18 protein-coding genes are annotated in these 22,341 nt (G+C 71.4%); 12 read left to right on the top strand and 6 right to left on the bottom strand.

Translation table 11 applies throughout. The features are described 5' to 3' along the window. Window positions 1-290: 290 nt before the first annotated feature. The gene (locus tag OHT01_RS12720; protein WP_328553250.1) at window positions 291-1,895 is read right to left on the bottom strand and encodes an MFS transporter; all 1,605 of its coding nucleotides are present in this window, start codon (window positions 1,893-1,895) and stop codon (window positions 291-293) included. A 97-nt stretch (window positions 1,896-1,992) separates the two neighbouring features. Here OHT01_RS12720 and OHT01_RS12715 point away from each other — a divergent pair, with 97 nt between their 5' ends. Then, window positions 1,993-2,583: a TetR/AcrR family transcriptional regulator gene (locus tag OHT01_RS12715; RefSeq protein ID WP_328553249.1), complete on the top strand. Its 591-nt coding sequence runs from the start codon at window positions 1,993-1,995 to the stop codon at window positions 2,581-2,583. Between the two features lie 161 nt (window positions 2,584-2,744). Here OHT01_RS12715 and OHT01_RS12710 read toward each other — a convergent pair whose 3' ends face one another. Then, complete coding sequence (locus OHT01_RS12710; RefSeq protein WP_328553248.1) at window positions 2,745-4,070, bottom strand: PucR family transcriptional regulator; 1,326 nt, start codon at window positions 4,068-4,070, stop codon at window positions 2,745-2,747. A 164-nt stretch (window positions 4,071-4,234) separates the two neighbouring features. Here OHT01_RS12710 and OHT01_RS12705 point away from each other — a divergent pair, with 164 nt between their 5' ends. Next, window positions 4,235-5,161: a proline dehydrogenase family protein gene (locus OHT01_RS12705; protein ID WP_328553247.1), complete on the top strand. Its 927-nt coding sequence runs from the start codon at window positions 4,235-4,237 to the stop codon at window positions 5,159-5,161. Window positions 5,162-5,200: 39 nt separating this feature from the next. Next, window positions 5,201-6,832 (top strand): L-glutamate gamma-semialdehyde dehydrogenase, encoded by a 1,632-nt coding sequence (pruA, locus tag OHT01_RS12700; RefSeq protein WP_328553246.1) that lies wholly within the window; start codon window positions 5,201-5,203, stop codon window positions 6,830-6,832. Between the two features lie 136 nt (window positions 6,833-6,968). Here the strand turns inward: pruA and OHT01_RS12695 are convergent, their stop codons facing one another. Continuing rightward, the gene (locus OHT01_RS12695) at window positions 6,969-7,856 is read right to left on the bottom strand and encodes an alpha/beta fold hydrolase (RefSeq protein ID WP_328553245.1); all 888 of its coding nucleotides are present in this window, start codon (window positions 7,854-7,856) and stop codon (window positions 6,969-6,971) included. Between the two features lie 233 nt (window positions 7,857-8,089). On the opposite strand from OHT01_RS12695, the gene OHT01_RS12690 reads away from it, so the two are divergent. Next, entirely contained in the window at window positions 8,090-8,632 is a 543-nt protein-coding gene (locus OHT01_RS12690) for a GNAT family N-acetyltransferase (protein WP_328553244.1), read from the top strand. A 71-nt stretch (window positions 8,633-8,703) separates the two neighbouring features. Here the strand turns inward: OHT01_RS12690 and OHT01_RS12685 are convergent, their stop codons facing one another. Continuing rightward, a complete protein-coding gene (locus OHT01_RS12685) occupies window positions 8,704-9,669 on the bottom strand; it encodes a LysR family transcriptional regulator (RefSeq protein ID WP_328553243.1) in 966 nt (321 codons plus the stop codon). Window positions 9,670-9,736: 67 nt separating this feature from the next. On the opposite strand from OHT01_RS12685, the gene OHT01_RS12680 reads away from it, so the two are divergent. Then, window positions 9,737-11,137 carry an MFS transporter gene (locus OHT01_RS12680; RefSeq protein WP_328553242.1) on the top strand — a complete coding sequence of 467 codons (1,401 nt, stop codon included), beginning with the start codon at window positions 9,737-9,739 and terminating at the stop codon, window positions 11,135-11,137. 238 nt (window positions 11,138-11,375) lie between these two features. Further along, window positions 11,376-11,507: a hypothetical protein gene (locus OHT01_RS12675; RefSeq protein WP_266763092.1), complete on the top strand. Its 132-nt coding sequence runs from the start codon at window positions 11,376-11,378 to the stop codon at window positions 11,505-11,507. A 111-nt stretch (window positions 11,508-11,618) separates the two neighbouring features. Here OHT01_RS12675 and OHT01_RS12670 read toward each other — a convergent pair whose 3' ends face one another. Next, window positions 11,619-13,220 carry a purple acid phosphatase family protein gene (locus OHT01_RS12670; RefSeq protein WP_328553241.1) on the bottom strand — a complete coding sequence of 534 codons (1,602 nt, stop codon included), beginning with the start codon at window positions 13,218-13,220 and terminating at the stop codon, window positions 11,619-11,621. A gap of 141 nt (window positions 13,221-13,361) precedes the next feature. On the opposite strand from OHT01_RS12670, the gene OHT01_RS12665 reads away from it, so the two are divergent. The 4 genes from OHT01_RS12665 to OHT01_RS12650 all read left to right on the top strand — a co-directional run bounded on the left by OHT01_RS12665 (window position 13,362) and on the right by OHT01_RS12650 (window position 18,380). After that, window positions 13,362-14,405, top strand: coding sequence for a 3-isopropylmalate dehydrogenase (locus OHT01_RS12665; RefSeq protein ID WP_328553240.1), 1,044 nt, complete (start codon window positions 13,362-13,364; stop codon window positions 14,403-14,405). Between the two features lie 265 nt (window positions 14,406-14,670). Beyond that, window positions 14,671-15,759: a branched-chain amino acid aminotransferase gene (locus OHT01_RS12660; protein WP_328553239.1), complete on the top strand. Its 1,089-nt coding sequence runs from the start codon at window positions 14,671-14,673 to the stop codon at window positions 15,757-15,759. 185 nt (window positions 15,760-15,944) lie between these two features. Then, window positions 15,945-17,009, top strand: a complete 1,065-nt coding sequence (locus tag OHT01_RS12655; protein ID WP_328553238.1) for a hypothetical protein — start codon at window positions 15,945-15,947, stop codon at window positions 17,007-17,009. Between the two features lie 138 nt (window positions 17,010-17,147). After that, window positions 17,148-18,380 carry a KamA family radical SAM protein gene (locus OHT01_RS12650; RefSeq protein WP_328553237.1) on the top strand — a complete coding sequence of 411 codons (1,233 nt, stop codon included), beginning with the start codon at window positions 17,148-17,150 and terminating at the stop codon, window positions 18,378-18,380. Here the strand turns inward: OHT01_RS12650 and OHT01_RS12645 are convergent. Further along, a complete protein-coding gene (locus OHT01_RS12645; RefSeq protein ID WP_328553236.1) occupies window positions 18,327-19,760 on the bottom strand; it encodes a cytosine permease in 1,434 nt (477 codons plus the stop codon). The genes OHT01_RS12650 and OHT01_RS12645 overlap by 54 nt on opposite strands. 164 nt (window positions 19,761-19,924) lie before the next feature. On the opposite strand from OHT01_RS12645, the gene ureA reads away from it, so the two are divergent. Together ureA and OHT01_RS12635 are read left to right on the top strand one after the other, a co-directional pair. After that, window positions 19,925-20,629, top strand: coding sequence for an urease subunit gamma (ureA, locus tag OHT01_RS12640; protein ID WP_328553235.1), 705 nt, complete (start codon window positions 19,925-19,927; stop codon window positions 20,627-20,629). Next, entirely contained in the window at window positions 20,626-22,335 is a 1,710-nt protein-coding gene (locus OHT01_RS12635) for an urease subunit alpha (protein ID WP_328553234.1), read from the top strand. Before ureA ends, OHT01_RS12635 begins: the two co-directional genes overlap by 4 nt. Window positions 22,336-22,341 lie beyond the last annotated feature (6 nt).

The raw sequence follows: 22,341 nt of genomic DNA, 5'->3' as shown, positions 1-22,341 counted from the left end.
CCGGCGTAGCCGCCCTGATCGCGGCACCTGCCGGTGACCGGCCGGGGCGGGGTTCTGCCCGCAGCTTTCCGGTGCCAGGCGGGGTGGGGGCTTCCGGGTGCGTGCCGGTGACTGGCGCGGAGGGGCCTTCCGGCGCATGCGGACGCCTGGCCGGGAGGAGCCTTTCCGGCGTATGCGGATGCCTGGCCGGGAGGGACCTTTCCGGTACATGAGTCCGCCGGGCGGGCCGGAGTTCTCCGGCCCGCCCGGCGGACGGGCGTTCAGGTCGTCGTCCGCCCGGTGGGCGGGCCTCAGGCGGGAGTCAGGCCGTTGTTCCGCTCCGAGGCCGCCGCCTGGAGCGGCTCGCCGGTCCCGGTGTCGACGGCGTCGCCGCCCTCGCGCACCGCCACCTTGCGCAGGCTCGCCGTGGCGAGGACGGCGGCGCCCAGCAGCAGGACCGCGCCCGCCACGGCCGCCGCCTGCATGCCGTGGGTGAACGCCTCCCGTGCGGCGTCGGTCAGCGCCCGCCCGGCGTCGCCCGGCAGCCCTCCGGCCACGGCCAGCGCGCCGCCCAGCGTCTCGTGGGCCGCGGCCGGGACGCCGGCCGGGATGTCGTGGCGGTAGACCGCCGTGCCGATGGAGCCCAGGACGGCCATGCCGAGGGCGCCGCCGAACTCGGCGCCCGTCTCCAGCAGGGAGGCGGCGGCGCCCGTGTTGCCGAGGGGCACGGTGCCGAGGGCCAGGTCCATCATCTGCGACATCACGGCGACGATCCCGGAGGCGAGGACGCCCGCGCCGGCCAGCACGAGCCACAGGGAGTCGGTGCCGGCGAGGGCCAGCAGGCCGTAGCCGCAGGCGGCGACGACGAATCCGCCGGAGACGACGTGGGCGCGGTGGACGCCCTTCTGCACGAGCTGCGCGGCGACCGGCGCGGCCACACCCACCAGGACGGTGGGAAGCAGGGACCACAGGGCGGCCGCCATGGAACTCTTCCCGAGCACCGACTGGAGGTACTGGGTGGTGAAGAACGCCGAGCCCAGCATGCCGAAGGACGAGATCAGGTTGAGGACGACCGCGGGTGCGAAGCCGCGGCCGCGGAACACGGCGGGGGAGATCAGCGGCGACTTCGCGGTGCGCTGGCGGTGGACGAACAGGGCGGCGAAGACCAGGCCGACGAGGACCGAGACGACGTACTCGGTCTTCCAGCCCTCGGACGGGATCTCCTTGACGCCGTAGATCACCGGCAGGACGGCGGCCATCGACAGCGGAACGCTCAGCAGGTCGAAGCGGCCAGGCTCGGGGTTCCTGGACTCGGGCAGCAGGAACGGGCCGAGGACCAGCAGCAGCGCCATCGCGGGCAGGTTGACCAGGAAGACCGAGCCCCACCAGAAGTACTGGACGAGGACTCCGCTCATCACCGAACCGAGGGCGATGCCGCCGGTCATGACGCCGGACCACAGGCCGATCGCCTTCGTGCGCTGTCCGGCGTCGGTGAACATCGTCCGGATGATCGCCATCGTCGACGGCATCAGGGTCGCGCCGCCCACGCCGAGGACCGCGCGGGCCGCGATCAGCATCTCGGCGCTGTCCGCGTAGGCGGCCAGCACCGAGGCGGCACCGAACGCGGCGGCGCCGAAGAGGAGCAGCTTGCGGCGCCCGATGCGGTCCCCGAGCGAGCCCATCGTCATGAGCAGGCCGGCGAGCACGAACGCGTAGATGTCGAAGATCCAGAGCTGTTGGGTGCCGCTCGGCTCCAGGTCCGCGCTGATCGAGGGGATCGCGAAGTAGAGGACCGAGACGTCCATCGAGACCAGGAGCAGCGGAAGCATCAGGACGCCGAGGGCGGTCCATTCGCGGCGGCCGGCCAGGGCGCCGGGGGCGCCGGAGGCGGGAGTCGTGCTCGTCGGGTTCGTCATGCCAGGGACTGTACGCACGTCTTAAACGCTTGTCTAGCACAATCGTTTAGGACGTACGTATGGTACGGTTGTCTGAATCGAGGGTAGGCTGGCCGGCATGGGACACCGTGAGGATCTGCTCGAAGGCGCCAAGCGCTGCCTGCTGGAGAAGGGCTTCGTGCGCACCACGGCGCGCGACATCGTCAAGGAGTCGGGGACGAACCTGGCGTCCATCGGCTACCACTACGGATCGAAGGACGCGCTGCTCGCCCTGGCGTACGTGGAACTCATCTCCGACGCCGGTGACACGTTCGGCGCGTTCGCGTTGACCGACACGGCGAGCGCGCCCGGCTCCCTGGAGCGCTTCCAGGAGGCCTGGGAGAGCATCACCCGGTCCTTCGTCGAGGACCGGCCCATCTGGATGCTCACCTTCGAGGTGATCACCAACTCGGACCGGCTGCCCACGGTCCGCGAACACCTGGCGAAGGCCTCGGACGAGGGCCGCCGCGGGCTCGTCCCGATGCTGGCCGGCGGATCGGAGGCGGACGTCGACGACGCCACGATGCGTTCGCTCGGCGGCTTCTACCAGGTCCTGCTCAACGGTCTGTGCGTGCAGTGGCTCTTCGACCCGGACTCGGCGACCGACGCCACGGAGCTGACCGAGGGGCTGCGCCGGGTGATCGACGGGGTGGCGAAGTCCGGGAGCTGAGGCGTCCTCGGTCCGACCCGGAGGACGGGCGCTTCACCGGTGGCCCGGCCGGCTGCGAGGGGCGGTCACCGCTTCCCGGTCCCGGAGCGCCGGGATCGGCGCCGTCGGCATCCGGGCGCCCGCGACGGCGAGGACCGCCGCGTAGCCCGGTGCCGCCCCCGCTAGAGGCGGGCGCCCTTCAACGCCATGTGCAGCAGCAGCCGGTCCACGCCGTCGTCCAGGTCGAGGCCGGTGAGCTGCTCCACGCGGGACAGGCGGTAGTAGAGCGTCTGGCGGTGGATGCCCAACTCGGCCGCCGTGCGCCCGGCCTGGCCCGCACGGTCGAGGAACACCTCGGCCGTGCGCGCGAGTTCGCGGTGCGCGGTGCCCAACAGGGTGTTCACGGCGGGGTCGTGGGCCACGTCCGGCGGCAGGGCGGTGAGGAGCCGGAAGGGGCCGATCGCCCCCCACTCGGCGACCGGACCGAGCCGGGGTTCGGCCAGCGCCGCGCGCGCGGCGGCCGCCGCCTCGCGCCAGGCGGCCCCCAGCTCCCCGAGCCCCTCCCGGGCCCCGGCGACCCCGGCGGCCGCCGTCCCGTGCGGTGAGGCCCCCGCGGGACCGCCGCCGGGGGAGGAGGGCCCTGGACCGCCACCGGGAGACGCGGCACCCGGACCGCCGGCAGGGGAGCCCGCACCCCGGCCGACGCCTGGAGCGGTACCCCCGTCGCGGACACCCGCGGCCTCCCGGACGAACCGGCCGGCCGCCGTCAGCGCCGGAGTCAGGACGTCCGGCGAACGCAGCCGTACCAGCAGGGCCAGGCTCTGGCCGGTGGCGCCCCACGGGATGGTGCACAGCGCGGTCGCCCCCGGCACCGTACGGGCGGAGGGGGCGTCGTCCGGGTCGGCCGAGGGCCAGGGCGCCACGCACACCACCGTGTGCAGGCCGTCGCCGCGCGGGCCGAGCGCCGTGCGCAGCTCGGCCACCGCCATGTCGCGCTGCCAGCCGCGCTCGGCGGTCAGGACGGCCCGCAGCTCGCGGGTGAGGTCCGCGCCGGCCTGGGCCTCGTCCGCGAGCAGCGCGCCGATGCGGGAGGCCACCTGCATGGCGCCGGCCAACTGGGCGTCGGTGGGGCCCGGGTCGTCGTCGAGCAGCCAGACATAGCCGAGGACGACGCCCCGATGGCGTACCGGGAGACAGATCCGCCCCCGGTAGACCCCGGCCTCCGGGGTCGGCGGGATACGGACGGGCCCGGTCGCGCGGGTGATGCCGAAGCCCTCGAACCAGGTGCGGACCGTCGTGGTGGACCGGCGGGTGAGGATCGAGCGGGTGCGCACGGGGTCCAGGGCGGACGGGTCGAGGTCGCCCTCGCTGTCGTACGCCCCGAAGGCGATCAGCTCGAAATCACGGTTCTCCAGCGTCGCGGGGACGCCGAGGAGCGCCGAGATCTCGTCGACCAGCTCTTGGTAGTCGCCTCTGTATTCACCGCTCACCCGGGCATTCTCGCGCATTTCCGAGGGCCCTTCATACATTTGTCTGAGATCCGGGGCAGGGATGCGTGACAGCTGTCGATGGCCCAGGATCGGAGAGATCCCTAGGTTTCACGGTGGTTCTCCGTGCCGCACCCGAATCGTCGGGATTCGGCCTCCTGCTGACTTCGTTGTGGAGGTGCCCCGTGCTGGGTCCCGTGATTCTCGCCGCCTCGCGCAGCGACAAGATGCGCCGTCTGATCTCGGCCGCCCCGGTGACCAAGCCGGTCGTGGACCGCTTCATCCCGGGTGAGACCGTCGACCAGGTCGTCCCGATCATCAAGGACCTCACGGGCAAGGGCCTGGAAGTCACGATGGACGTCGTGGGCGAGGACATCACGACCCCCGAGCAGTCGTACGCCGCCCGTGACGCGTACCTGGAGCTGATCGGCCGCCTCAAGGAGCTCGGCCTCGGCACCAAGGCCGAGATGTCGGTCAAGCTGTCGATGTTCGGGCAGGCGCTGGAGGGCGGTCACGAGCTGGCCCTCGCGAACGTCCGCCCGGTCGTCGAGGCCGCCGCCGCCATCGGCACCACCGTCACGCTGGACGCCGAGGACCACACCACCCTCGACTCGATGTTCGCGATCCACGAGGCGCTGCGGAAGGACTTCCCGCAGACCGGCTGTGTGATCCAGGCCTACCTGTTCCGCACCGAGGCCGACGCCCGGCGCCTCGCCGAGAGCGGCAGCCGCGTCCGTCTGGTGAAGGGCGCCTACAAGGAGCCCGCCGAGGTCGCGTACCAGCAGAAGGCCGAGACCGACAAGGCGTACGTCCGCATCCTGAAGATCCTGATGGAGGGCGAGGGGTACCCGATGATCGGGTCCCACGACCCGCGCCTCATCTCGATCGCCCAGGAGCTCGCGCGGACGGCCGGGCGCAAACTGGACGAGTACGAGTTCCAGATGCTCTACGGCATCCGCAGCGACGAGCACGTGCGGCTCGCCGCCGAGGGCCACCGCATGCGCGTCTACACCGCGTACGGCACCGACTGGTACGGCTACTTCATGCGCCGCCTCGCGGAGAAGCCGGCCAACCTGCTCTTCTTCGCGCGCTCGATCCTCACCAAGGGCTGAGACCGAACCACCCGCTCGACTCAAGGAGTTACGGAAAAAATGGACGCTGTGACCCAGGTCCCCACCCCCGTCAACGAGCCGGTGCACGGCTACGCCTCCGGTTCGCCCGAGCGCGTCCGCCTGGAGGCCAGGCTCAAGGAGCTGGCCGAGAACCCGATCGACCTGCCGATGACCATCGGCGGCGAGCGGCGCATGGGCGGTGGCGAGCGTTTCGACGTCGTGCAGCCGCACAACCACAAGGCGCGCATCGGCACCTACGCCAACGCCACGCAGGCGGACGCCCAGGACGCCGTGGACGCGGCCCTCGCCGCCGCTCCGGCCTGGCGCGCGATGGCCTTCGACGACCGCGCCGCGATCATCCTGCGCGCCGCCGAGCTGCTGGCCGGTCCCTGGCGCGAGACGCTGGCCGCCTCCACCATGCTCGGCCAGTCGAAGACCGCCCAGCAGGCCGAGATCGACACCCCCTGCGAGCTCGTCGACTTCTGGCGCTTCAACGTCCACTACGCCCGCCAGATCCTCGCCGAGCAGCCGCCGGCGAACTCCCCGGGCGTGTGGAACCGCATGGACCACCGTCCGCTGGAGGGCTTCGTCTACGCGATCACGCCCTTCAACTTCACCGCGATCGCCGGCAACCTGCCCACCGCTCCGGCGCTCATGGGCAACGTCGTCGTGTGGAAGCCGTCCCCGACGCAGACCCACGCCGCCGTGCTGCTGATGCAGCTCCTGGAGGAGGCGGGCCTGCCCAAGGGCGTCATCAACCTCGTCACCGGTGACGGCATCGAGGTCTCCAAGGTCGCCCTGGAGCACCGCGACCTCGCCGGCATCCACTTCACCGGCTCGACCAAGACCTTCCAGTACCTGTGGAAGACGGTCGGCACCAACATCGAGAAGTACCGCTCCTACCCGCGCCTGGTCGGCGAGACCGGCGGCAAGGACTTCGTCGTCGCCCACCCGTCGGCCGACCGCGCGGTCCTCAAGACCGCCCTGACCCGCGGTTCCTTCGAGTACCAGGGCCAGAAGTGCTCGGCGAGCTCCCGCGCCTACGTCCCGGCCTCCATCTGGAACTCCGGTTTCAAGGAGGAGTTCGCGGCCGAGGTCGACGGGCTGACCATGGGTGACGTCACCGACCTGTCGAACTTCATCGGCGCGGTCATCGACGAGCGGTCCTTCGCCAAGAACAAGGCGGCCATCGACCGCGCGAAGGCCGACCCGACCTGCACGATCGTCGCGGGCGGCTCGTACGACGACTCCGTCGGCTACTTCGTGCGCCCGACCGTCGTCGAGTGCTCGGACCCGGAGAACGAGGTCTTCACGACCGAGTACTTCGGCCCCTTCCTCGCCGTGCACGTCTACGAGGACGACAAGTACGACGAGATGCTGACCCAGATGGAGTCGGCGTCCGACTACGCGCTCACCGGCGCTGTCATCTCCGGCGACCGCGCGGCGGCCGCGTACACGATGGAGAAGCTCCGCTACGCGGCGGGCAACTTCTACATCAACGACAAGTCGACCGGCGCCGTCGTCGGCCAGCAGCCCTTCGGCGGCGGCCGTGCCTCCGGCACCAACGACAAGGCCGGCGCCCCGCAGAACCTGATGCGCTGGACGCTGACCCGCGCCATCAAGGAGACGCTGGTCCCGCCGACCGACTACGGCTACCCGCACATGGGCTGACAGCCGAACGCGGCTGCCGGTCCCCGGACCGGCAGCCCGTCACCCACTCCGCCCCCGCCTCACGGTCTCCCCCGTCCGTGGAGCGGGGGCGGTTCCAGTTCCCCGGTGCGTCAGGGCCGTACGCCGCGCCGTCGCCTCACACCCGTCGGCCGAGGAAGTCCCGTATCAGTGCGGCCACTTGGCCCGCGTGCGTCTCCAGGGCGAAGTGCCCGGTGGGGAGCAGATGCACCTCCGCGTCCGGGAGGTCGCGGCGGAAGGCGAGGGCGCCCTCCGGGACGAAGATCTCGTCGTGGCCGCCCCAGACCGCCAGGAGCGGGACCCGGCTGGTGCGGAAGTACTCCTGGAACGCCGGGTAGAGCGCGAAGTTGGAGCCGTAATCGGAGATCAGGTCGAGCTGGATCTCCGGCTGGCCGGGTCGGGCCATCAGGGCCGTGTCGTGCTCGTAGGCGTCGGGACTGACCAGCGTCCGGTCCGGTACGCCGGTCAGGTACTGCCACCGGATGCCGTCCGGGCCGCTGATCGCCCGGACCGGGGCCTCCGTCGCGGGTGTGCGCTCCGCGATCAGAGCCAGCACCGGGGCCCAGGCGTCCGCGCCCAGCCCCTCCTCGTAGGCGTTGCCGTTCTGCGTGATGATCGCGGTCACCCGTTCGGGGTGCGCGAGCGCCAGGCGCAGGCCGATCGGGGCGCCGTAGTCCTGGATGTAGAGCGCGTACTTTTTGATGCCGAGCTGTTCGGTGAACTCGTCGGTGATCCCGGCCAGTCGGTCGAAGGAGTACGGGAAATCGGCGGCGGCCGGGGCGGCGGAGCGGCCGAAGCCCAGATGGTCGGGGGCGACCAGGTGATAGCGGTCGGCGAGCAGCGGCAGCAGGTCCCGGAACATGTGCGAGCTGGTCGGGAAGCCGTGCAGGAGGAGCAGGACGGGGGCGTCCGCGGGGCCGGCCTCGCGGTAGGCGATCCGGTGGCCGCGGACGGTGGTGGTGCGGTGGTGCACCGGGTGGCCGTGGTGGACCGGGTGACTGCTCATGTCTGATCCCCTAACCCCTGAAAACATCTTTGATGGTGAGGCCACTCCATCACGCGCACTTCTAACCTGTCAATCAACTTTTAACAGTTAGTCGATCGTGGCCGGGATGCCGCGGCCGACGTTCCGGGTGCCCGCGCGGGGCGGTCGTCGTCTCGCGGGCCGACGGGGCGCCGGGGCGGGATCGGTGAGGTGGGAGGGATGGGATTCCTGGCTCCCGTGTGAATACTGGCCGGATGGCCACCCGACTGCGGACCGCCCACACGGCGGATCTCGCCCCCGCCGAACTCCGCGCCGCCCGCAGCCTGTTGGAGGACGCCTTCGACGGGGACTTCAGGGACGAGGACTGGGACCACGCGCTCGGCGGCCTGCACGTCCTGGTCCACGACGGCCAGGGCCTGGCGGCGCACGGCTCGGTGATCCAGCGGCGCGTCCTGTACCGGGGCCGTTCGCTGCGGGTCGGATACGTGGAGGCGGTCGGGGTGCGCGCGGACGTGCGCCGCACGGGGCTCGGCGGGAGGGTGCTGGCCGAGCTGGAGCGGATCATCGAGAGCGCGTACGGGCTCGGCGCGCTCTCCGCGAGCGAGGACGGGGCCGCCCTCTACGCGGCCCGGGGCTGGCGGCTCTGGCCCGGCCACGTCTGCGTGCTCGCTCCGGACGGAGCCGTCCGGCTCCCCGAGGAGGAGGGCACCACCTTCGTCCGTCCCGGCACGGTCGCGGGCCCCCTCGACCCGGCGCACGCGCTGGTCTTCGACTGGCGGGACGGCGACGTGCTCTGAACGGAGCGGGTGCCGGCCGGGTATCGGTCGGTCGGGCTTGTACCGGTCAGCCGGTCGCGGTCGGGCGGCCCTTACCGGTCAGCCGGTCGCTGGGCCCGCGTCCACGGCGGGGCCGATCCCCCGGCCGCGCGGGTGAGTGCCCCGCGGAGCCACCGGTGCGCGGGATCGGTGTCCAGCCGCACGTGCCACGCCTGCGCCGACGCCACCTCCGGCAGGTCCAGCGGGATCTCCAGGATCACGAGTGGCAGCACCCGGGACGCCTCGGTGGCGACCTCCGAGGGGACCAGGGCCAGCGCGTCGGTGCGCAGGGCGAAGAAACAGGCCGCACCATAGGTGGGGGCGGTGGCCAGGACGTCGCGGCTCAGGCCGAGTTCGGCGAGACGTTCGTCCACCACGCTGTGCGTGCGGCCGCGCCGGGTGACCGTGATGTGGGGCAGCGCGGCGAAGCGGGCGGGGGTCAACGGATCTTGCGCGAAAGGGGCGTCGGCGCGTGCGACGGCCACATACCGGTGAATCCGCAGGACTGCGCTGCGCACGTCGTGCGGCAGTTCCTCCGGCAACTCGCCCACGTCCAGGTCGACATGGGTGCGCAGGTCCGCCGGGTCCTCGTCGCCCTCCGGCAGCAGCCGCAGTCGCACGCCGGGTGCCTCCCGCGCCGTCAGCTCCAGCAGCGGGGCGCCCAGGGACATCGCGACCCCGTCGTTCGTGCGGATCCTGAACTCCCTCCGCAGGGTCGCGAGGTCGATGTCGCGGGGCGGGTGGAGGGCGGCCACTGCGGCCGCGAGCGCCGCCTGCACGCCGGGCTGCATCTCCCGCGCGCGGGGGGTGAGGGTCAGGCCCCGGCCCGAGGGGACGAGGAGCGGGTCACCGACGACCCGGCGCAGCCGGCCCAGGGTGCGGCTCATCGCCGAGGGGGACACGCTCAGTTCGGCCGCCGCGCCCGCGACGCCGCCCGCGCGCAGAAGGGCGTCGAGAGCGGGGAGCAGGTTCATGTCCGGGAGGGGGGCCGCCCCGTCCCGCGACCGCGAATGCTGCATGGGACGCAATGCTACGTGAAGCAATCGGACCTTGTGTGCAGTAATGGTCCGCCCCGAACCTGGACCCATGATGGATTCGCGTCAGCGCGGTACCGCGCTCCTGGTCGCGGGCTGCTTCTTCATGGAGATGCTGGACGGCACGATCGTGTCGACCGCCGCCCCGCAGATAGCCGCCGACCTGCACACCACACCCGCATCGGTCGGCCTGGTCGTCACGGCCTACCTCGTCACCCTCGCCGTCCTCGTCCCCCTCTCCGGCTGGCTCACCGCCCGCTTCGGTCCGCGCCGCGTCCTCCTCGCCGCGATCACGGTCTTCACCCTCGCCTCGGTGGCCTGCGCGCTGGCGCCCGGTCTCGGCGTCCTCGTCGTGACCCGGGTCCTCCAGGGAGCGGGCGGCGCGATGATGGTGCCGGTCGGCCGGCTCGTCGTGGTCGCCGGGATCGCCAAGCGGGACCTTCCGCGCGCGGTCGCCTACATCGTGTGGCCGGGCCTGGCCGCCCCGGTCGTCGCGCCGCTGCTCGGCGGCGTGATCACCACGTACGCCTCCTGGCACTGGATCTTCCTGCTGAACGTGCCGCTCGGGGTGCTCGCCCTGTTCGTCGCCCGTCGGCTCATCGCGCCGGGCACGCCGGGCGTGGCGCCGCCGCTCGACGTGCCCGGCATGCTGCTCACCTGCGTCGGTCTCGCGGCGCTGACCTGGACAGCGCATCTGGTGTCCGGGGACCGGAGCGGCTGGGCGGAGACGGCTGTGACCGGTGCCGTCGCGGTCGTGGCCCTGGCGGCGGCCGTACGCCATCTGCTGCGTGCCGCGCATCCGCTGGTCAACCTGCGCACCCTGGACGTCCCGTCCTTCCGGACCGCGGCGCTCGACGGCTCCCTCTACATGGCGGTCGTCTCCGCCCTCCCCTTCCTGCTGCCCCTGCTGTTCCAGGAGGTCTTCGAGTGGAGTGCCGTGAAGTCGGGCGCCGTGGTGCTGTTCGTCTTCGTGGGCAACATCGGCATCAAGCCGGCGACGACGTATCTGATCAACCGGTTCGGATTCCGGCCGCTGCTGGTCGTCTCCACCCTGGGGCTCGCGGTCACCACCGCACTCTGCGCGCTGTTCACGGCGACGACGCCGGTCGCGGTGATCGGGATCGTCGTGGCCGTCGGCGGTGTCGCCCGTTCGGTCGGACTCAGCGGCTACGCGACGATCGCGTTCAGCGAGACGCGTGAGGAACGGCTGCGCGACGCGAACGCGCTCTTCGCGACCTCGCACCAACTGGCCGCGGGGCTCGGGATCGCGATCGCCACGGTCGCGCTGCGCGGGGGCGCGGCGCTGACGGACGGAGTGCGTCCGGCGTACGCCGTCGCGTTCGTCGTGCTGGGTGTGCTGTGTCTGCTGCCGACGGTGGGAGCCCTGAGGCTGCACTCCGCGACGGGTGACGCCGTGCGGACCGTTGTCCCAGGTCGGAGCGGTGTGACCTAATCCGCCGTCTCAGATAGTAGGAAGTCCGAGTAATCGTGCAGACAGATGACCGATCCTCGCCTAGCTTGGTAGGAGCCGAACGTCTCGCTCGACCAAGCGAATGGCGGTCGTGAGCCGGAGCCCCTTGGCAGGCAACCCCTGCGGCACCGCTCCCCGCCCCTTCCGGCGTCTCGTAAATCCCTCACCGCACTTCCGGCCGCCCGTGTGGGCCCCGCCGGAGGCAAGGAGTCGATTCATCATGGCCGAGACGACCGTCCGCCGAGTCCGTCACCTCTCCCGCACGAACAGCGAGTCCGACCGCAAGAACGCCGCCGCCGCGCTCCAGCGCGCCCTCGACCGCAGGGACAACGGCGGGGCGACGGGCCACTGAACGCCCGCCGCTCTCGACCGGGAGCCGCACCCGCAGGGGTGCGGCGCGGGCCTGCCCCGCGCCGCACCTCGACGTGCTGTCACGTGCGGTGCTCACCCTCCCGGGTGGTGCTCATCTCCCGCGCCGTACCTCGAAGTGGTCGATGCGTTCGCCGCTCTGGGCCAGTGCCGAGACCTTGAGCCGGGGTGAGGAACCGGTCTCCGCCTCCACCGAGAGGAAGGAGAAGCCGGTGTACCGCACCCGCGACCACTCCACGGTGTCCGGCTTCTGCTGCTCGGACTTCGTCCAGTGGAACGTCTCGACGGACTCGCGGTGCGTGACCTTGCCCTCGTAGCTGTCCTTGACCCCGGCGGGGAAGCGGTAGAGGCTCTTGCCCGCCCCGCCCGCCGTGACGTAGACGATCCCGTCCCGGGTCGGATCGGTCGAGGCGCCCACCGGTACCTGCTTGCCCACCTTGCCGCCCTTGATGGCGTCGGTGCGCTCGTACACATGGTTGTGCCCGTTGATCACCAGGTCCACCTGGTGCTTGGCGAACAGCGGTACCCAGGCGTCGCGCACTCCGCCGTCGGAGGCGTGCGTCGACGTCGAGTAGGCGCAGTGGTGGAAGAAGACCACGACGAAGTCGACCCGCCCGCGCAGCTCCCCGAGCCGCTTGTCGAGCCAGGCGGTCTGCCGGCCGCCCGAGTAGCCCTTGTTGGCGGGGATCTCGTACGACACGTCGTTGGCGTCCAGCGCGACGATGCCCACGTTGCCGTAGACGAACGAGTAGACGCCGGGCGCCTGCCGGTCGTCGAAGCCGTTGCCGGGGAGCGTCCAGCGCGCGGACTGGCCGCCGTAGCCGTTCGGCGAGTACCAGGCCTCCATGTCGTGGTTGCCGGTCGTCACCATCCACGGCACCGACTTCGCCACCGTCTCGGTCTGCTTGAGGAACAGGTCCCAGGCCGCCGGGTCGTAGACGTCCGACTCCTGGCCGAGCCCGATCCCGTCCGCGTAGCAGATGTCGCCCGCGTGCAGGTGGAAGGCCGGGCCGCGGCCGAGGAGCACGTGGTCGTTGGCGAGTGCGTCGGGGGTGACGCCCTGGTCGCCGAAGGCGGTGAACACGAACTTCTCGGGCCGCGCGGGCGCCGTGCGGAAGTGCCCGACCGTGGAGTGCCGCTCCTTGTCCGCGGGGTCGAAGCCCTCGTGGCCGACCCCGTAGTAGTAGGTCGTCCCGGGGCGCAGCCCGTCGAGGGCCGCGTGCAGGTAGTACTGGTCCAGGGCCGCCCGCTGCCCGGTGAGGCCCGGTGTGTGCAGAGCGCGGACCTCGGCCTCGATCCGGCGGCTCAGCGCCCAGGGCGCCGGGCCCACCCGGATGTACGGCTTCCGTACCGCGAACGGCACCTGCCAGGAGATCCGCATCTGGGTCTGCGGGTCCGCGCCGAACGCGAGGTGGCGACCGAACGGCGTGACCGCGGAGCCGGGCACCCGACCGGTGGCCGGGTGGGGGGAGGAGCCCGACGCCGTTCGCGCGGGAGCCCTGGTGCCCGAGCCGCAGCCGGCCAGCAGCCCGCCGCCCGCGAAGGCGCTCGCCGCCACCAGCGCGCGGCGCCGGGTGAACCTCGTCCGCAGGTACTCGTACTGCTCGGCCATGCTCAGCTCGCGTGCGAGCTCGTGGGGAATGCCGACATCGGGAACGGGGAGTCCGGGGGGAGTCCCCCTGGAGGGAGCGGTCATGTCTGGAAAGTTCCCATCGTGCGCCAACGGCGTTCCTGCGTACGAGTGAACACCTGTCGAAGGGTAGGCGTGCTCCGACACCCGTCGTCCGTATGGCGGACATCGAGTGTCATTCCATGGGACACGGAGTACGGTGCCGTCATGTCTCGCAGCATCGATCTCGCAGTGATCCCCGGTGACGGCATCGGCCAGGAAGTCGTGGCCCAGGGGCTCAAAGTCCTCTCCGCCGCACTTCCGCCGGACGTGAAGCTGGAGACCAAGGAGTTCGACTTCGGCGCCCGGCGCTACCACGCCACCGGTGAGACCCTCACCGACGCCGACCTCGACGCCCTGAAGGGGCACGACGCCATCCTGCTCGGCGCGATCGGCGACCCCTCGGTCCCGTCCGGCGTGCTGGAGCGCGGCTTCCTGCTCAAGCTCCGCTTCGCCTTCGACCACCACGTCAACCTGCGTCCGTCGAAGCTCCTCCCGGGCGTCGCGACCCCGCTCGCCGGTCAGCCCCGGATCGACTTCGTCGTGGTCCGTGAGGGCACCGAGGGCCCGTACACCGGCAACGGCGGCACCATCCGCAAGGGCACCCCGCACGAGGTCGCCACCGAGGTCTCCGTCAACACGGCGTTCGGCGTCGAGCGGGTCGTCCGTGACGCGTTCGCCCGTGCGCAGGCCCGCCCGCGCAAGAAGCTGACGCTGGTCCACAAGAACAACGTGCTGACCTTCGCGGGCCACCTCTGGACCAACGTCTTCAACAAGGTGGCCGAGGAGTTCCCCGAGGTCACCACGGACTACGTCCATGTGGACGCGGCGACGATCTACCTCGTCACGCAGCCCGAGCGCTTCGACGTGATCGTCACCGACAACCTCTTCGGCGACATCATCACCGACCTCGCCGCGGCCGTCTCCGGCGGCATCGGCGTCGCCGCCTCCGGCAACATCAACCCGAGCGGCGATTTCCCCTCGATGTTCGAGCCCGTGCACGGCTCGGCGCCCGACATCGCGGGCCAGGGCAAGGCCGACCCCAGCGCCACCGTGCTGTCCGTCGCCCTGCTGCTGCGCCACCTCGGCTACGAGGCCGAGGCCGCCCGCATCGAGGACGCCGTCTCCGCCGATCTCGCCGAGCGGGTCGGCAAGCCCGCCCGCAGCACCGAGGAAATCGGCGACGCGCTGGCCGCGCGAGTAGCCGGCTGACCCGCCGCTGAGCCTACGTTCCGTAGCAGCCGCCGGGTCGCATCCGCACCCGGCGGCTTTGCTGTGCCCTCGCCGGGTGCCACCATCATCACCTGGGCTATCCCCTGGGCCGTACGCACACCGTTTCGTCCACGGTCCTCCGCGCGCGATAATCGAACGCGGAGCCGCGGAATGAGGGAATGCTCGGACGTCCTATCACTGGCCACTGGCAGTGCGGGCGTGAGCGCGGCCCGTCACATACAACCGGTGAAGGACAAAACCACTCATGACGCAGTCCACGATCGAGCTCAAGCCCTCCGCCAGCCCGCTCTCCGCCGCCGAGCGCGAGGCGATCCTGGTCAACCCGGGGTTCGGCCGCCACTTCACCGATCACATGGTGACCATCAAGTGGACCGAGGGCCGCGGCTGGCACGACGGCCAGCTCGTTCCGTACGGACCGCTCTCCCTGGACCCGGCGAACATGACCCTGCACTACGCGCAGGAGATCTTCGAGGGCCTCAAGGCCTACCGCCGGCCCGACGGCTCCGTCGCCACCTTCCGTCCCGACAAGAACGCCAAGCGCTTCCAGGCCTCCGCCCGCCGGCTCGGCATGCCGGAGCTGCCGGTGGAGACGTTCATCGAGGCCTGTGACGCGTTGGTCCGCCAGGACCGCGACTGGGTTCCCTCGCACGGCGGCGAAGAGTCCCTGTACCTGCGCCCCTTCATGATCGCGACCGAGGTCGGCCTCGGCGTGAAGCCCGCCAACGAGTACCTCTTCCTCGTCATCGCCTCGCCCGCCGGCGCCTACTTCGCGGGCGGCGTGAAGCCGGTCTCGATCTGGCTCTCCGAGGACCGCGTCCGCGCCGTTCCCGGCGGCATGGGCGACGCGAAGACGGGCGGCAACTACGCCGCCTCGCTCCTCGCCCAGAAGGAGGCCGCGGCCAAGGGCTGCGACCAGGTCTGCTACCTCGACGCGGTCGAGCACAAGTGGATCGAGGAACTCGGCGGCATGAACCTGTACTTCGTGTACGGCGACAGGATCGTCACCCCGTCCCTCACCGGCTCCATCCTGGAGGGCGTCACCCGCGACTCCCTGCTGACCGTCGCCCGGGACCTCGGCTACACCGCCGAGGAGGGCCGCGTCTCCATCGACCAGTGGCAGACGGACGCCGAGAACGGCACCCTCACCGAGGTCTTCGCCTGCGGCACCGCCGCCGTCATCACCCCCGTGGGCAACGTCAAGCGCGCCGGCACCGAGTGGCACCAGTCCGGCGGCGAGCCCGGCAAGGTCACCCTCCGCCTCCGCGAGGCCCTGCTCGACATCCAGCGCGGCATCACCGAGGACACCCACGGCTGGATGCACCCGCTGGGCTAGCGGCCCCCGCCGGCTCCCCGGCGACACCCACACCTCCCGCCGGTCCCCGTCACCCCAACAGGGTTATGGGGACCGGCTGTTCGTTCGACGCGTAGCGTCCCGGCGACACGGGTATCCACTGATTCCACGGGGGGAGCGTGTCCTCCCGTGCGCCCGCACGGCCGGGGGAGGGAGCGCAGGTGCGCGTGAGGTCGCCGCTGTCACGACCGCGCTGGCTGCTGCGCACCCTGCGCACCCCACGCCGTCCCCAGAGCCTCACGGTGCTCGGGCTGCTCGCCACCGTCGCCGCGGTGCTCCTCTGGAGCAGCTCGCGGATGGCCAACTACGGGGAGAACCTCACCCTCAACCTCGGCACGGACATCGTCGGTGTCGTCGTCACCGTCTTCGTGATCGGCCCGCTGATCAGCCGCGCCCAGGAGGGCCGGGTCCGCGAGCACACCAGGCTGGACTACGAGTGGTTCAGCGCCCAGGTCTTCGGCTCGACCTCGAACGTCAAGGTCCTGGACACCTTCTCCAGCGTCTTCGGCCCGCAGTTCTCCGAACGTCTGTTCCGCGGTATCAAGGCGGCTACCGCGCACGGCGCCCGCGTGCAGATCCTGCTGCTGGACCCCGACTCCCTGGCGGTCATCCTGCGCGGCCGTGAACTGGGCGAGCAGAGCGCCGACATCCGCCGTGACATCATGCGCAACCTGCGCACCCTGGACCGGTTCGCGCTCCGGCTCGGCGAGGACTGCCGTCAACTCCTCGAAGTGCGCCTGTGTTCCACGTCCCCCGGTGTCACCCTCTACCGCTGGGACGACCGCTCCCTGGTCTCCTTCCTCACCGTCGGGCGCCTCTCCGGCGAAGGCGTCCAGCTCGAAGTGGCCGTCCGCTCACCCCTCGGCACCTTCGTCGAACAGCGCTTCGACGAGCTGTGGCAGCAGAGCAAGCCGATGGACCGGTTCACCCATCTGCCGGTGACCCTGGTCGACGCGACCGATGGGCGCCGGGAGTTCAGCTGCCGGTTCGTCTACGCGGACGACGCCCTGTATGTCGCGGGGCACGACCTCGTGTCCTACATGGCGCGACACCGGTTGGACCAACTGTCGGCACACAGCGAGTTCTTGAGTGCGCCCGGAGCGCACGAGCTGGTCGTGGTGGACGACGAAAGCCACCTCCACGCGCTGCTCACCCAGCACTTCGCGGAGAAGTACGATGCCCGGGCGACCGCCTTCGTCGAATTGCGGCCAGCGGCTTCGTTCACGGAATAGCGGAAGAGCGGAATAGAGGCTCCGGCACCAATGGGTTCTGCGCTCCACCCGGCTCCGAACGCGAGCCCCCGATCCTCCGGCACGAGCCCCCGCTTCCGTGCCTTCACGCCACGTGACCTGGACGGCCTGCTCCAGCGCGTGTCACTGCCGCCCGACGGGCGACTCGCCCTGCGGGCCGTCGCGGCCGTCCTGCCGTTCCGTACGAACTCCTATGTGGTCGACGAGTTGATCGACTGGACGGCCGTACCCGACGACCCGATCTTCCGGCTGACGTTCCCGCAGGCCGAGATGCTGCCCGAGCCGGACCTCAAGCAGATGGCCGACCTGCTCGCGCAGGAGGCCCCGAAGGCCGACGTGCTGCGCGCGGCCCACGAGATCCGGATGAAGCTCAACCCGCATCCCTCGGGCCAGCTCGACGCCAACGTCCCCGTGTTCGAGGGCCGGCGCCTCCCCGGTCTCCAGCACAAGTACCCGGAAACGGTGCTGATCTTCCCGCGCCAGGGCCAGACCTGCCACGCGTACTGCACGTACTGCTTCCGCTGGCCCCAGTTCGTCGGGGAGTCCGACCTGCGCATCGCCACCGACGACATCGCCACCACGTCCGCCTATCTCCGCGCCCACCCGGAGGTCACCAGCGCGCTCATCACGGGCGGCGACCCGATGGTGATGAGCACCGAGGTGCTGCGCCGGTACGTCGAACCGCTCCTGGAGATCGACACGGTCCGCTCGATCCGTATCGGCACCAAGGCGCTGGCCTTCTGGCCGTACCGCTTCCTCACCGACCGCGACGCCGACGAACTGCTGCGGCTGCTGGAGAAGGTGGTGGCGAGCGGCCGCCACCTCGCGCTGATGGCCCACTTCACGCATCCCCAGGAACTGCGGCCCCCGGCCGTGCGCGAGGCGATGCGCCGGCTGCGCGACACGGGAGCCGTGATCCGCTGCCAGGGACCGCTGGTCAGGGGGATCAACGACAGTGCCGGGGCGTGGGCCGAGCTGTGGAACGAGACGACCTCGCTCGGGGCGGTGCCCTACTACCAGTTCGTGGAGCGGGACACCGGCCCGCAGGGCTACTTCGGGGTGCCGCTGGCCCGCGGCCACCAGATCTTCCGCGACGCCTACGCCCAGGTGTCCGGCCTCGCGCGGACCGTGCGCGGCCCGGTCATGTCGGCGATGCCGGGCAAGGTCTGCGTGGACGGGACGGCGGAGGTGGCCGGGGAGAAGGTCTTCGTGCTGCACCTCATCCAGGCCCGCGATCCGGACCTGGTGGGACGGCCCTTCTTCGCCGCGTACGACGAGCGCGCCACCTGGTTCAGCGATCTAAAGCCTGCTTTCGGCGCGAGCCGGTTCCTGCCGGGGCTCGACCCGGTGTGACGTCTCCTTCGCCGTGAGCGCCAGGTAGACGATGCCGCCGACCAGGCCGGACAGGACGAAGCTGCAGTCCACCCCGCCGGTCAGGGACAGCAGCGGGCCCTCGTACGACGGCAGGGACACGGCCAGCAGACCGACGAAGGCGCCCAGGGCCCAGGCCGCCGTGGCCCGGAGGTTCCAGCCGGCCTTGTACCAGTAGACGCCGCCGTGGGAGCGGCGGTTGAAGACCTGGAGGGCGTCGGGGTCGTAGACGCCGCGGCAGCGGACGAAGCCGATCAGGGTGATGACCGCCCACGGGGTGCCGATCGCGGTCAGCAGCAGGACGAAGGACGTCATCGCCGACTGGGCGTTCCAGGCGTAGTGGCCGACGAACACGCAGAGCATGGCGACGACGGCGACCGCGCAGGTGGCACGGGCGCGCGAGGCGCGGGGCAGGATCGCGTCGAGGTCGAGGCCCATCGAGTAGAGCATCAGGCCGGCGTTGCCCACCGAGCCCGCGGAGGCGGCGAGCAGCAGGGGGACCAGATACCAGCCGGGGGAGGCGGACACCAGCGGGCCCGCGTAGTCCAGGGCCGCGCGGGCCCCGTACGCCGTGAAGGTGCCGAAGAGCTGGGGAACCAGCAGACCGGCGATCAGGCCGAGCCAGGTGCCGTGCAGGACCGTGCGGGAGGAGTGGCGCTCGGGGGAGATGTAGCGGGTGTAGTCGCCGAGCAGCGTGATGAACGCGATCGGTCCTGACAGGCCCGCCGCCACCGCCGCGAGCAGCCAGGTGGGCCAGAACGAGCCGAGCAGATAGCCGCCGGCCTCCGGGAGCGCAGCGGTGCTGAAGTGCGGGGCGTACGCGATCACGCCGACCACCAGCAGGGCCGTCATGCCGATCGAGAGGGCGCGGGACATGGTGAGCAGCACCCGGTAGCCGTAGACGGCGCCCGCGACGGTGGCGGCGGCCAGCAGCGCGTACACGACGGCGTACGCCAGGCCGTTCGCCTCCAGGCCGAAGAGGCGGCCGAGGACGCCCACCATCACGTCGCCGCCGATCCACACGGTCAGCGCGGTGTAGCCGAGGGCGAGGAGCAGGCCGACGACCGAGCCGACCAGCCGTCCGCGGACGCCGAACTGCGCGCCGGAGGAGGTGGAGAGGTTGGTGCCGGTGCGCAGCGAGACCAGGGCCAGCGGCGCGGTGAGCGCGGTCCCGACGACCGTGCCTGCCACGATCGAGCTCACGGAGGACCACCAGTCGAGCCCGAACGAGGGCGGCAGCCAGCCGAAGATGATCACGCCGAGGCAGAGGTTGGAACCGAGCAGGATCGACACCAGGTCGCGGGGTCCGCTGGTGCGTTCCTCGTCGGGGATCGTGTCGACTCCGCGCTGTTCGATCGGCATGGCTGGTCTCCTTTGACGGCCGCCTGGCGTGGTGCGGTCAGCACCAAGAGTTAGAGCGACGTTCAATGTGGCGCCTCCGATGCTGGTCCGTCAATGTTTCCCTTCCATGAATCCGACGTTTAGAGTGATGCTCTAACTGGAGGAAGGCGAGGAGGTGTCGTGGCGTGAGACTGACCCCCACCGAACGTGACCGACTGCTGCTGTTCTCGGCCGCCGAGCTGGCCCGCGCCCGCAGGGCGCGCGGACTGCGGCTCAACGTGCCCGAGGCCACCGCGCTGATCGCGGACACCGTCTGCGAGACCGCCCGCGACGGGGGGCGGCTGGCCGAGGCCATCGAGGCGGCCCGGTCCGTCCTCGGCCCCGACGACGTGCTGCCCGGCGTGGCGGACGTCGTCACCGAGGTGCACGTGGAGGCCGTCTTCGACGACGGCTCCCGGCTCGCGGTCGTCTCCGACCCCATCGGCGGCGGACTCGGCGACCGGGCCCCGGGCGCGCTGCTGCCGGCGCCCGCGCACACCGAACCCGCCGCGGTCCTGCGGCTGACGGTCACCAACACCGCGAGCGTGCCGGTCTCCGTCACCTCCCACTTCCACTTCTTCGAGGTCAACCCGCGGCTCGACTTCGACCGGCCGGCCGCCTACGGCATGCGACTGGCCGTCCCCGCCGGCTCGTCCGTCCGCTTCGGCCCGGGGGAGAGCGCCGAGGTGGGGTTGCTGCCCATCGGCGGAGCCCGCGTCGCGATCGGCTTCGCCGGTCTGGTCGACGGCCCGCTGGACGCGCCCGGAGCGAGGGAAGAGGCCCTGCGCAGGGCCGCGGCCTGCGGATACCTGGGCGTACCGGAAATCCGCGACCAGGAGGTCGAGCGATGAGCCGTCCCGGAGGCCACCCCGCGGAGCCCCGCCGCCTCACCCCCTACGAGTACGCCGCCACGCACGGCCCCCGCGCCGGCGACCGGATCAGGCTCGGCGACTCCGGGCTGACCGTCCGCGTCGAGTCCGACTCCCAGCTCCCCGGCGACGAGTTCCTCGCCGGATTCGGCAAGACCGCCCGCGACGGGCTGCACCTCAAGGCCGCCGCCGTCCGGGACACCTGCGACGTCGTCATCAGCAACGTGGTGGTGATCGACGCCGTCCAGGGCATCCGGAAGGTGTCCATCGGCATCCGCGAGGGCCGGATCTGCTCGATCGGGCGGGCCGGCAACCCCGACACCCTCGACGGCGTCGACGTCGTCGTCGGTACCGGCACCTCGATCGTCTCCGGCGAGGGACTCATCGCCACCGCCGGAGCGGTCGACACCCACGTCCACCTGCTCTCGCCGCGCATCATGGAGGCCTCGCTCGCCTCCGGCGTCACCACGATCATCGGCCAGGAGTTCGGCCCGGTGTGGGGCGTCGGCGTCAACTCCCCCTGGGCGCTGCGCCACGCCTTCGGCGCCTTCGACGCCTGGCCGGTCAACATCGGCTTCCTGGGCCGGGGTTCGTCCTCCGACGGCGCTCCCCTGATCGAGGCGCTCGCCGAGGGCGGGGCGAGCGGCTTCAAGGTCCACGAGGACATGGGCGCGCACACCCGGGCCCTGGACACGGCCTTGCGGGTCGCCGAGGAACACGACGTCCAAGTCGCCCTGCACAGCGACGGGTTGAACGAGTGCCTGTCCGTCGAGGACACCCTCGGGGTGCTCGACGGGCGCACCATCCACGCCTTCCACATCGAGGGCTGCGGCGGCGGCCACGTCCCGAACGTGCTGAAGATGGCGGGCGTCGCGAACGTCATCGGCTCCTCCACCAACCCGACCCTGCCCTTCGGCCGGGACGCGGTCGCCGAGCACTACGGCATGATCGTCTCCGTCCACGACCTGAAGACCGACCTGCCCGGTGACGCCGCCATGGCCCGCGACCGCATCCGCGCCGGGACCATGGGCGCCGAGGACGTGCTGCACGACCTGGGCGCCATCGGCATCACCTCCTCGGACGCGCAGGGCATGGGCCGCGCCGGTGAGACCGTGCGCCGGACCTTCGCCATGGCCGGGAAGATGAAGGCCCAGTTCGGCGCGCCCGAGGACCACGACAACGAACGCGTCCTGCGCTACATGGCCAAACTGACCATCAACCCGGCCATCGCGCACGGCCTCGCCCACGAGGTCGGCTCCATCGAGACCGGCAAGCTCGCCGACATCGTGCTGTGGCGCCCCGAGTACTTCGGCGCCAAACCGCAGCTCGTCCTGAAGTCCGGCTTCCCGGCCTACGGAGTCGTCGGCGACCCGAACGCCGCCACCGACACCTGCGAACCCCTGGTCCTCGGGCCGCAGTTCGGCGCGCACGGCGCGACTCCGGCCGAGATCTCGGTGGCGTTCGTCGCCCAGGCGGCCCTCGACCAGGGCAACGACACCATGCCGACCCGCCGGCGCCGCGTCGCGGTCCGCGGCACCCGCGGCATCGGCCCCGCCGACCTGCGCCTCAACTCCCGTACCGGAGCGGTCGACGTCGACCAGCGCACCGGCCTGGTCACCCTCGACGGCGACCCGCTGCGCTCCGAGGCCGCCGACTCGGTCTCCCTCAACCGCCTGTACTTCCTCTGATGGACA

The organism is Streptomyces sp. NBC_00358 (assembly GCF_036099295.1).
Classification (GTDB): domain Bacteria; phylum Actinomycetota; class Actinomycetes; order Streptomycetales; family Streptomycetaceae; genus Streptomyces.
The sequence above is the reverse complement of the archived record's forward strand: the minus strand, read 5'-3'. Positions and strand labels throughout refer to the sequence as shown.

What these genes read in the sequence shown, in the direction of transcription:
- OHT01_RS12720 (WP_328553250.1), bottom strand. Translation starts at nt 1,895, where the DNA reads ATGACGAACCCGACGAGCACGACTCCCGCCTCCGGCGCCCCCGGCGCC.
- OHT01_RS12715 (WP_328553249.1), top strand. Translation starts at nt 1,993, where the DNA reads ATGGGACACCGTGAGGATCTGCTCGAAGGCGCCAAGCGCTGCCTGCTG.
- OHT01_RS12710 (WP_328553248.1), bottom strand. Translation starts at nt 4,070, where the DNA reads ATGCGCGAGAATGCCCGGGTGAGCGGTGAATACAGAGGCGACTACCAA.
- pruA (WP_328553246.1), top strand. Translation starts at nt 5,201, where the DNA reads ATGGACGCTGTGACCCAGGTCCCCACCCCCGTCAACGAGCCGGTGCAC.
- OHT01_RS12695 (WP_328553245.1), bottom strand. Translation starts at nt 7,856, where the DNA reads ATGAGCAGTCACCCGGTCCACCACGGCCACCCGGTGCACCACCGCACC.
- OHT01_RS12690 (WP_328553244.1), top strand. Translation starts at nt 8,090, where the DNA reads ATGGCCACCCGACTGCGGACCGCCCACACGGCGGATCTCGCCCCCGCC.
- OHT01_RS12685 (WP_328553243.1), bottom strand. Translation starts at nt 9,669, where the DNA reads ATGCAGCATTCGCGGTCGCGGGACGGGGCGGCCCCCCTCCCGGACATG.
- OHT01_RS12680 (WP_328553242.1), top strand. Translation starts at nt 9,737, where the DNA reads ATGATGGATTCGCGTCAGCGCGGTACCGCGCTCCTGGTCGCGGGCTGC.
- OHT01_RS12675 (WP_266763092.1), top strand. Translation starts at nt 11,376, where the DNA reads ATGGCCGAGACGACCGTCCGCCGAGTCCGTCACCTCTCCCGCACGAAC.
- OHT01_RS12670 (WP_328553241.1), bottom strand. Translation starts at nt 13,220, where the DNA reads ATGACCGCTCCCTCCAGGGGGACTCCCCCCGGACTCCCCGTTCCCGAT.
- OHT01_RS12665 (WP_328553240.1), top strand. Translation starts at nt 13,362, where the DNA reads ATGTCTCGCAGCATCGATCTCGCAGTGATCCCCGGTGACGGCATCGGC.
- OHT01_RS12660 (WP_328553239.1), top strand. Translation starts at nt 14,671, where the DNA reads ATGACGCAGTCCACGATCGAGCTCAAGCCCTCCGCCAGCCCGCTCTCC.
- OHT01_RS12645 (WP_328553236.1), bottom strand. Translation starts at nt 19,760, where the DNA reads ATGCCGATCGAACAGCGCGGAGTCGACACGATCCCCGACGAGGAACGC.
- OHT01_RS12635 (WP_328553234.1), top strand. Translation starts at nt 20,626, where the DNA reads ATGAGCCGTCCCGGAGGCCACCCCGCGGAGCCCCGCCGCCTCACCCCC.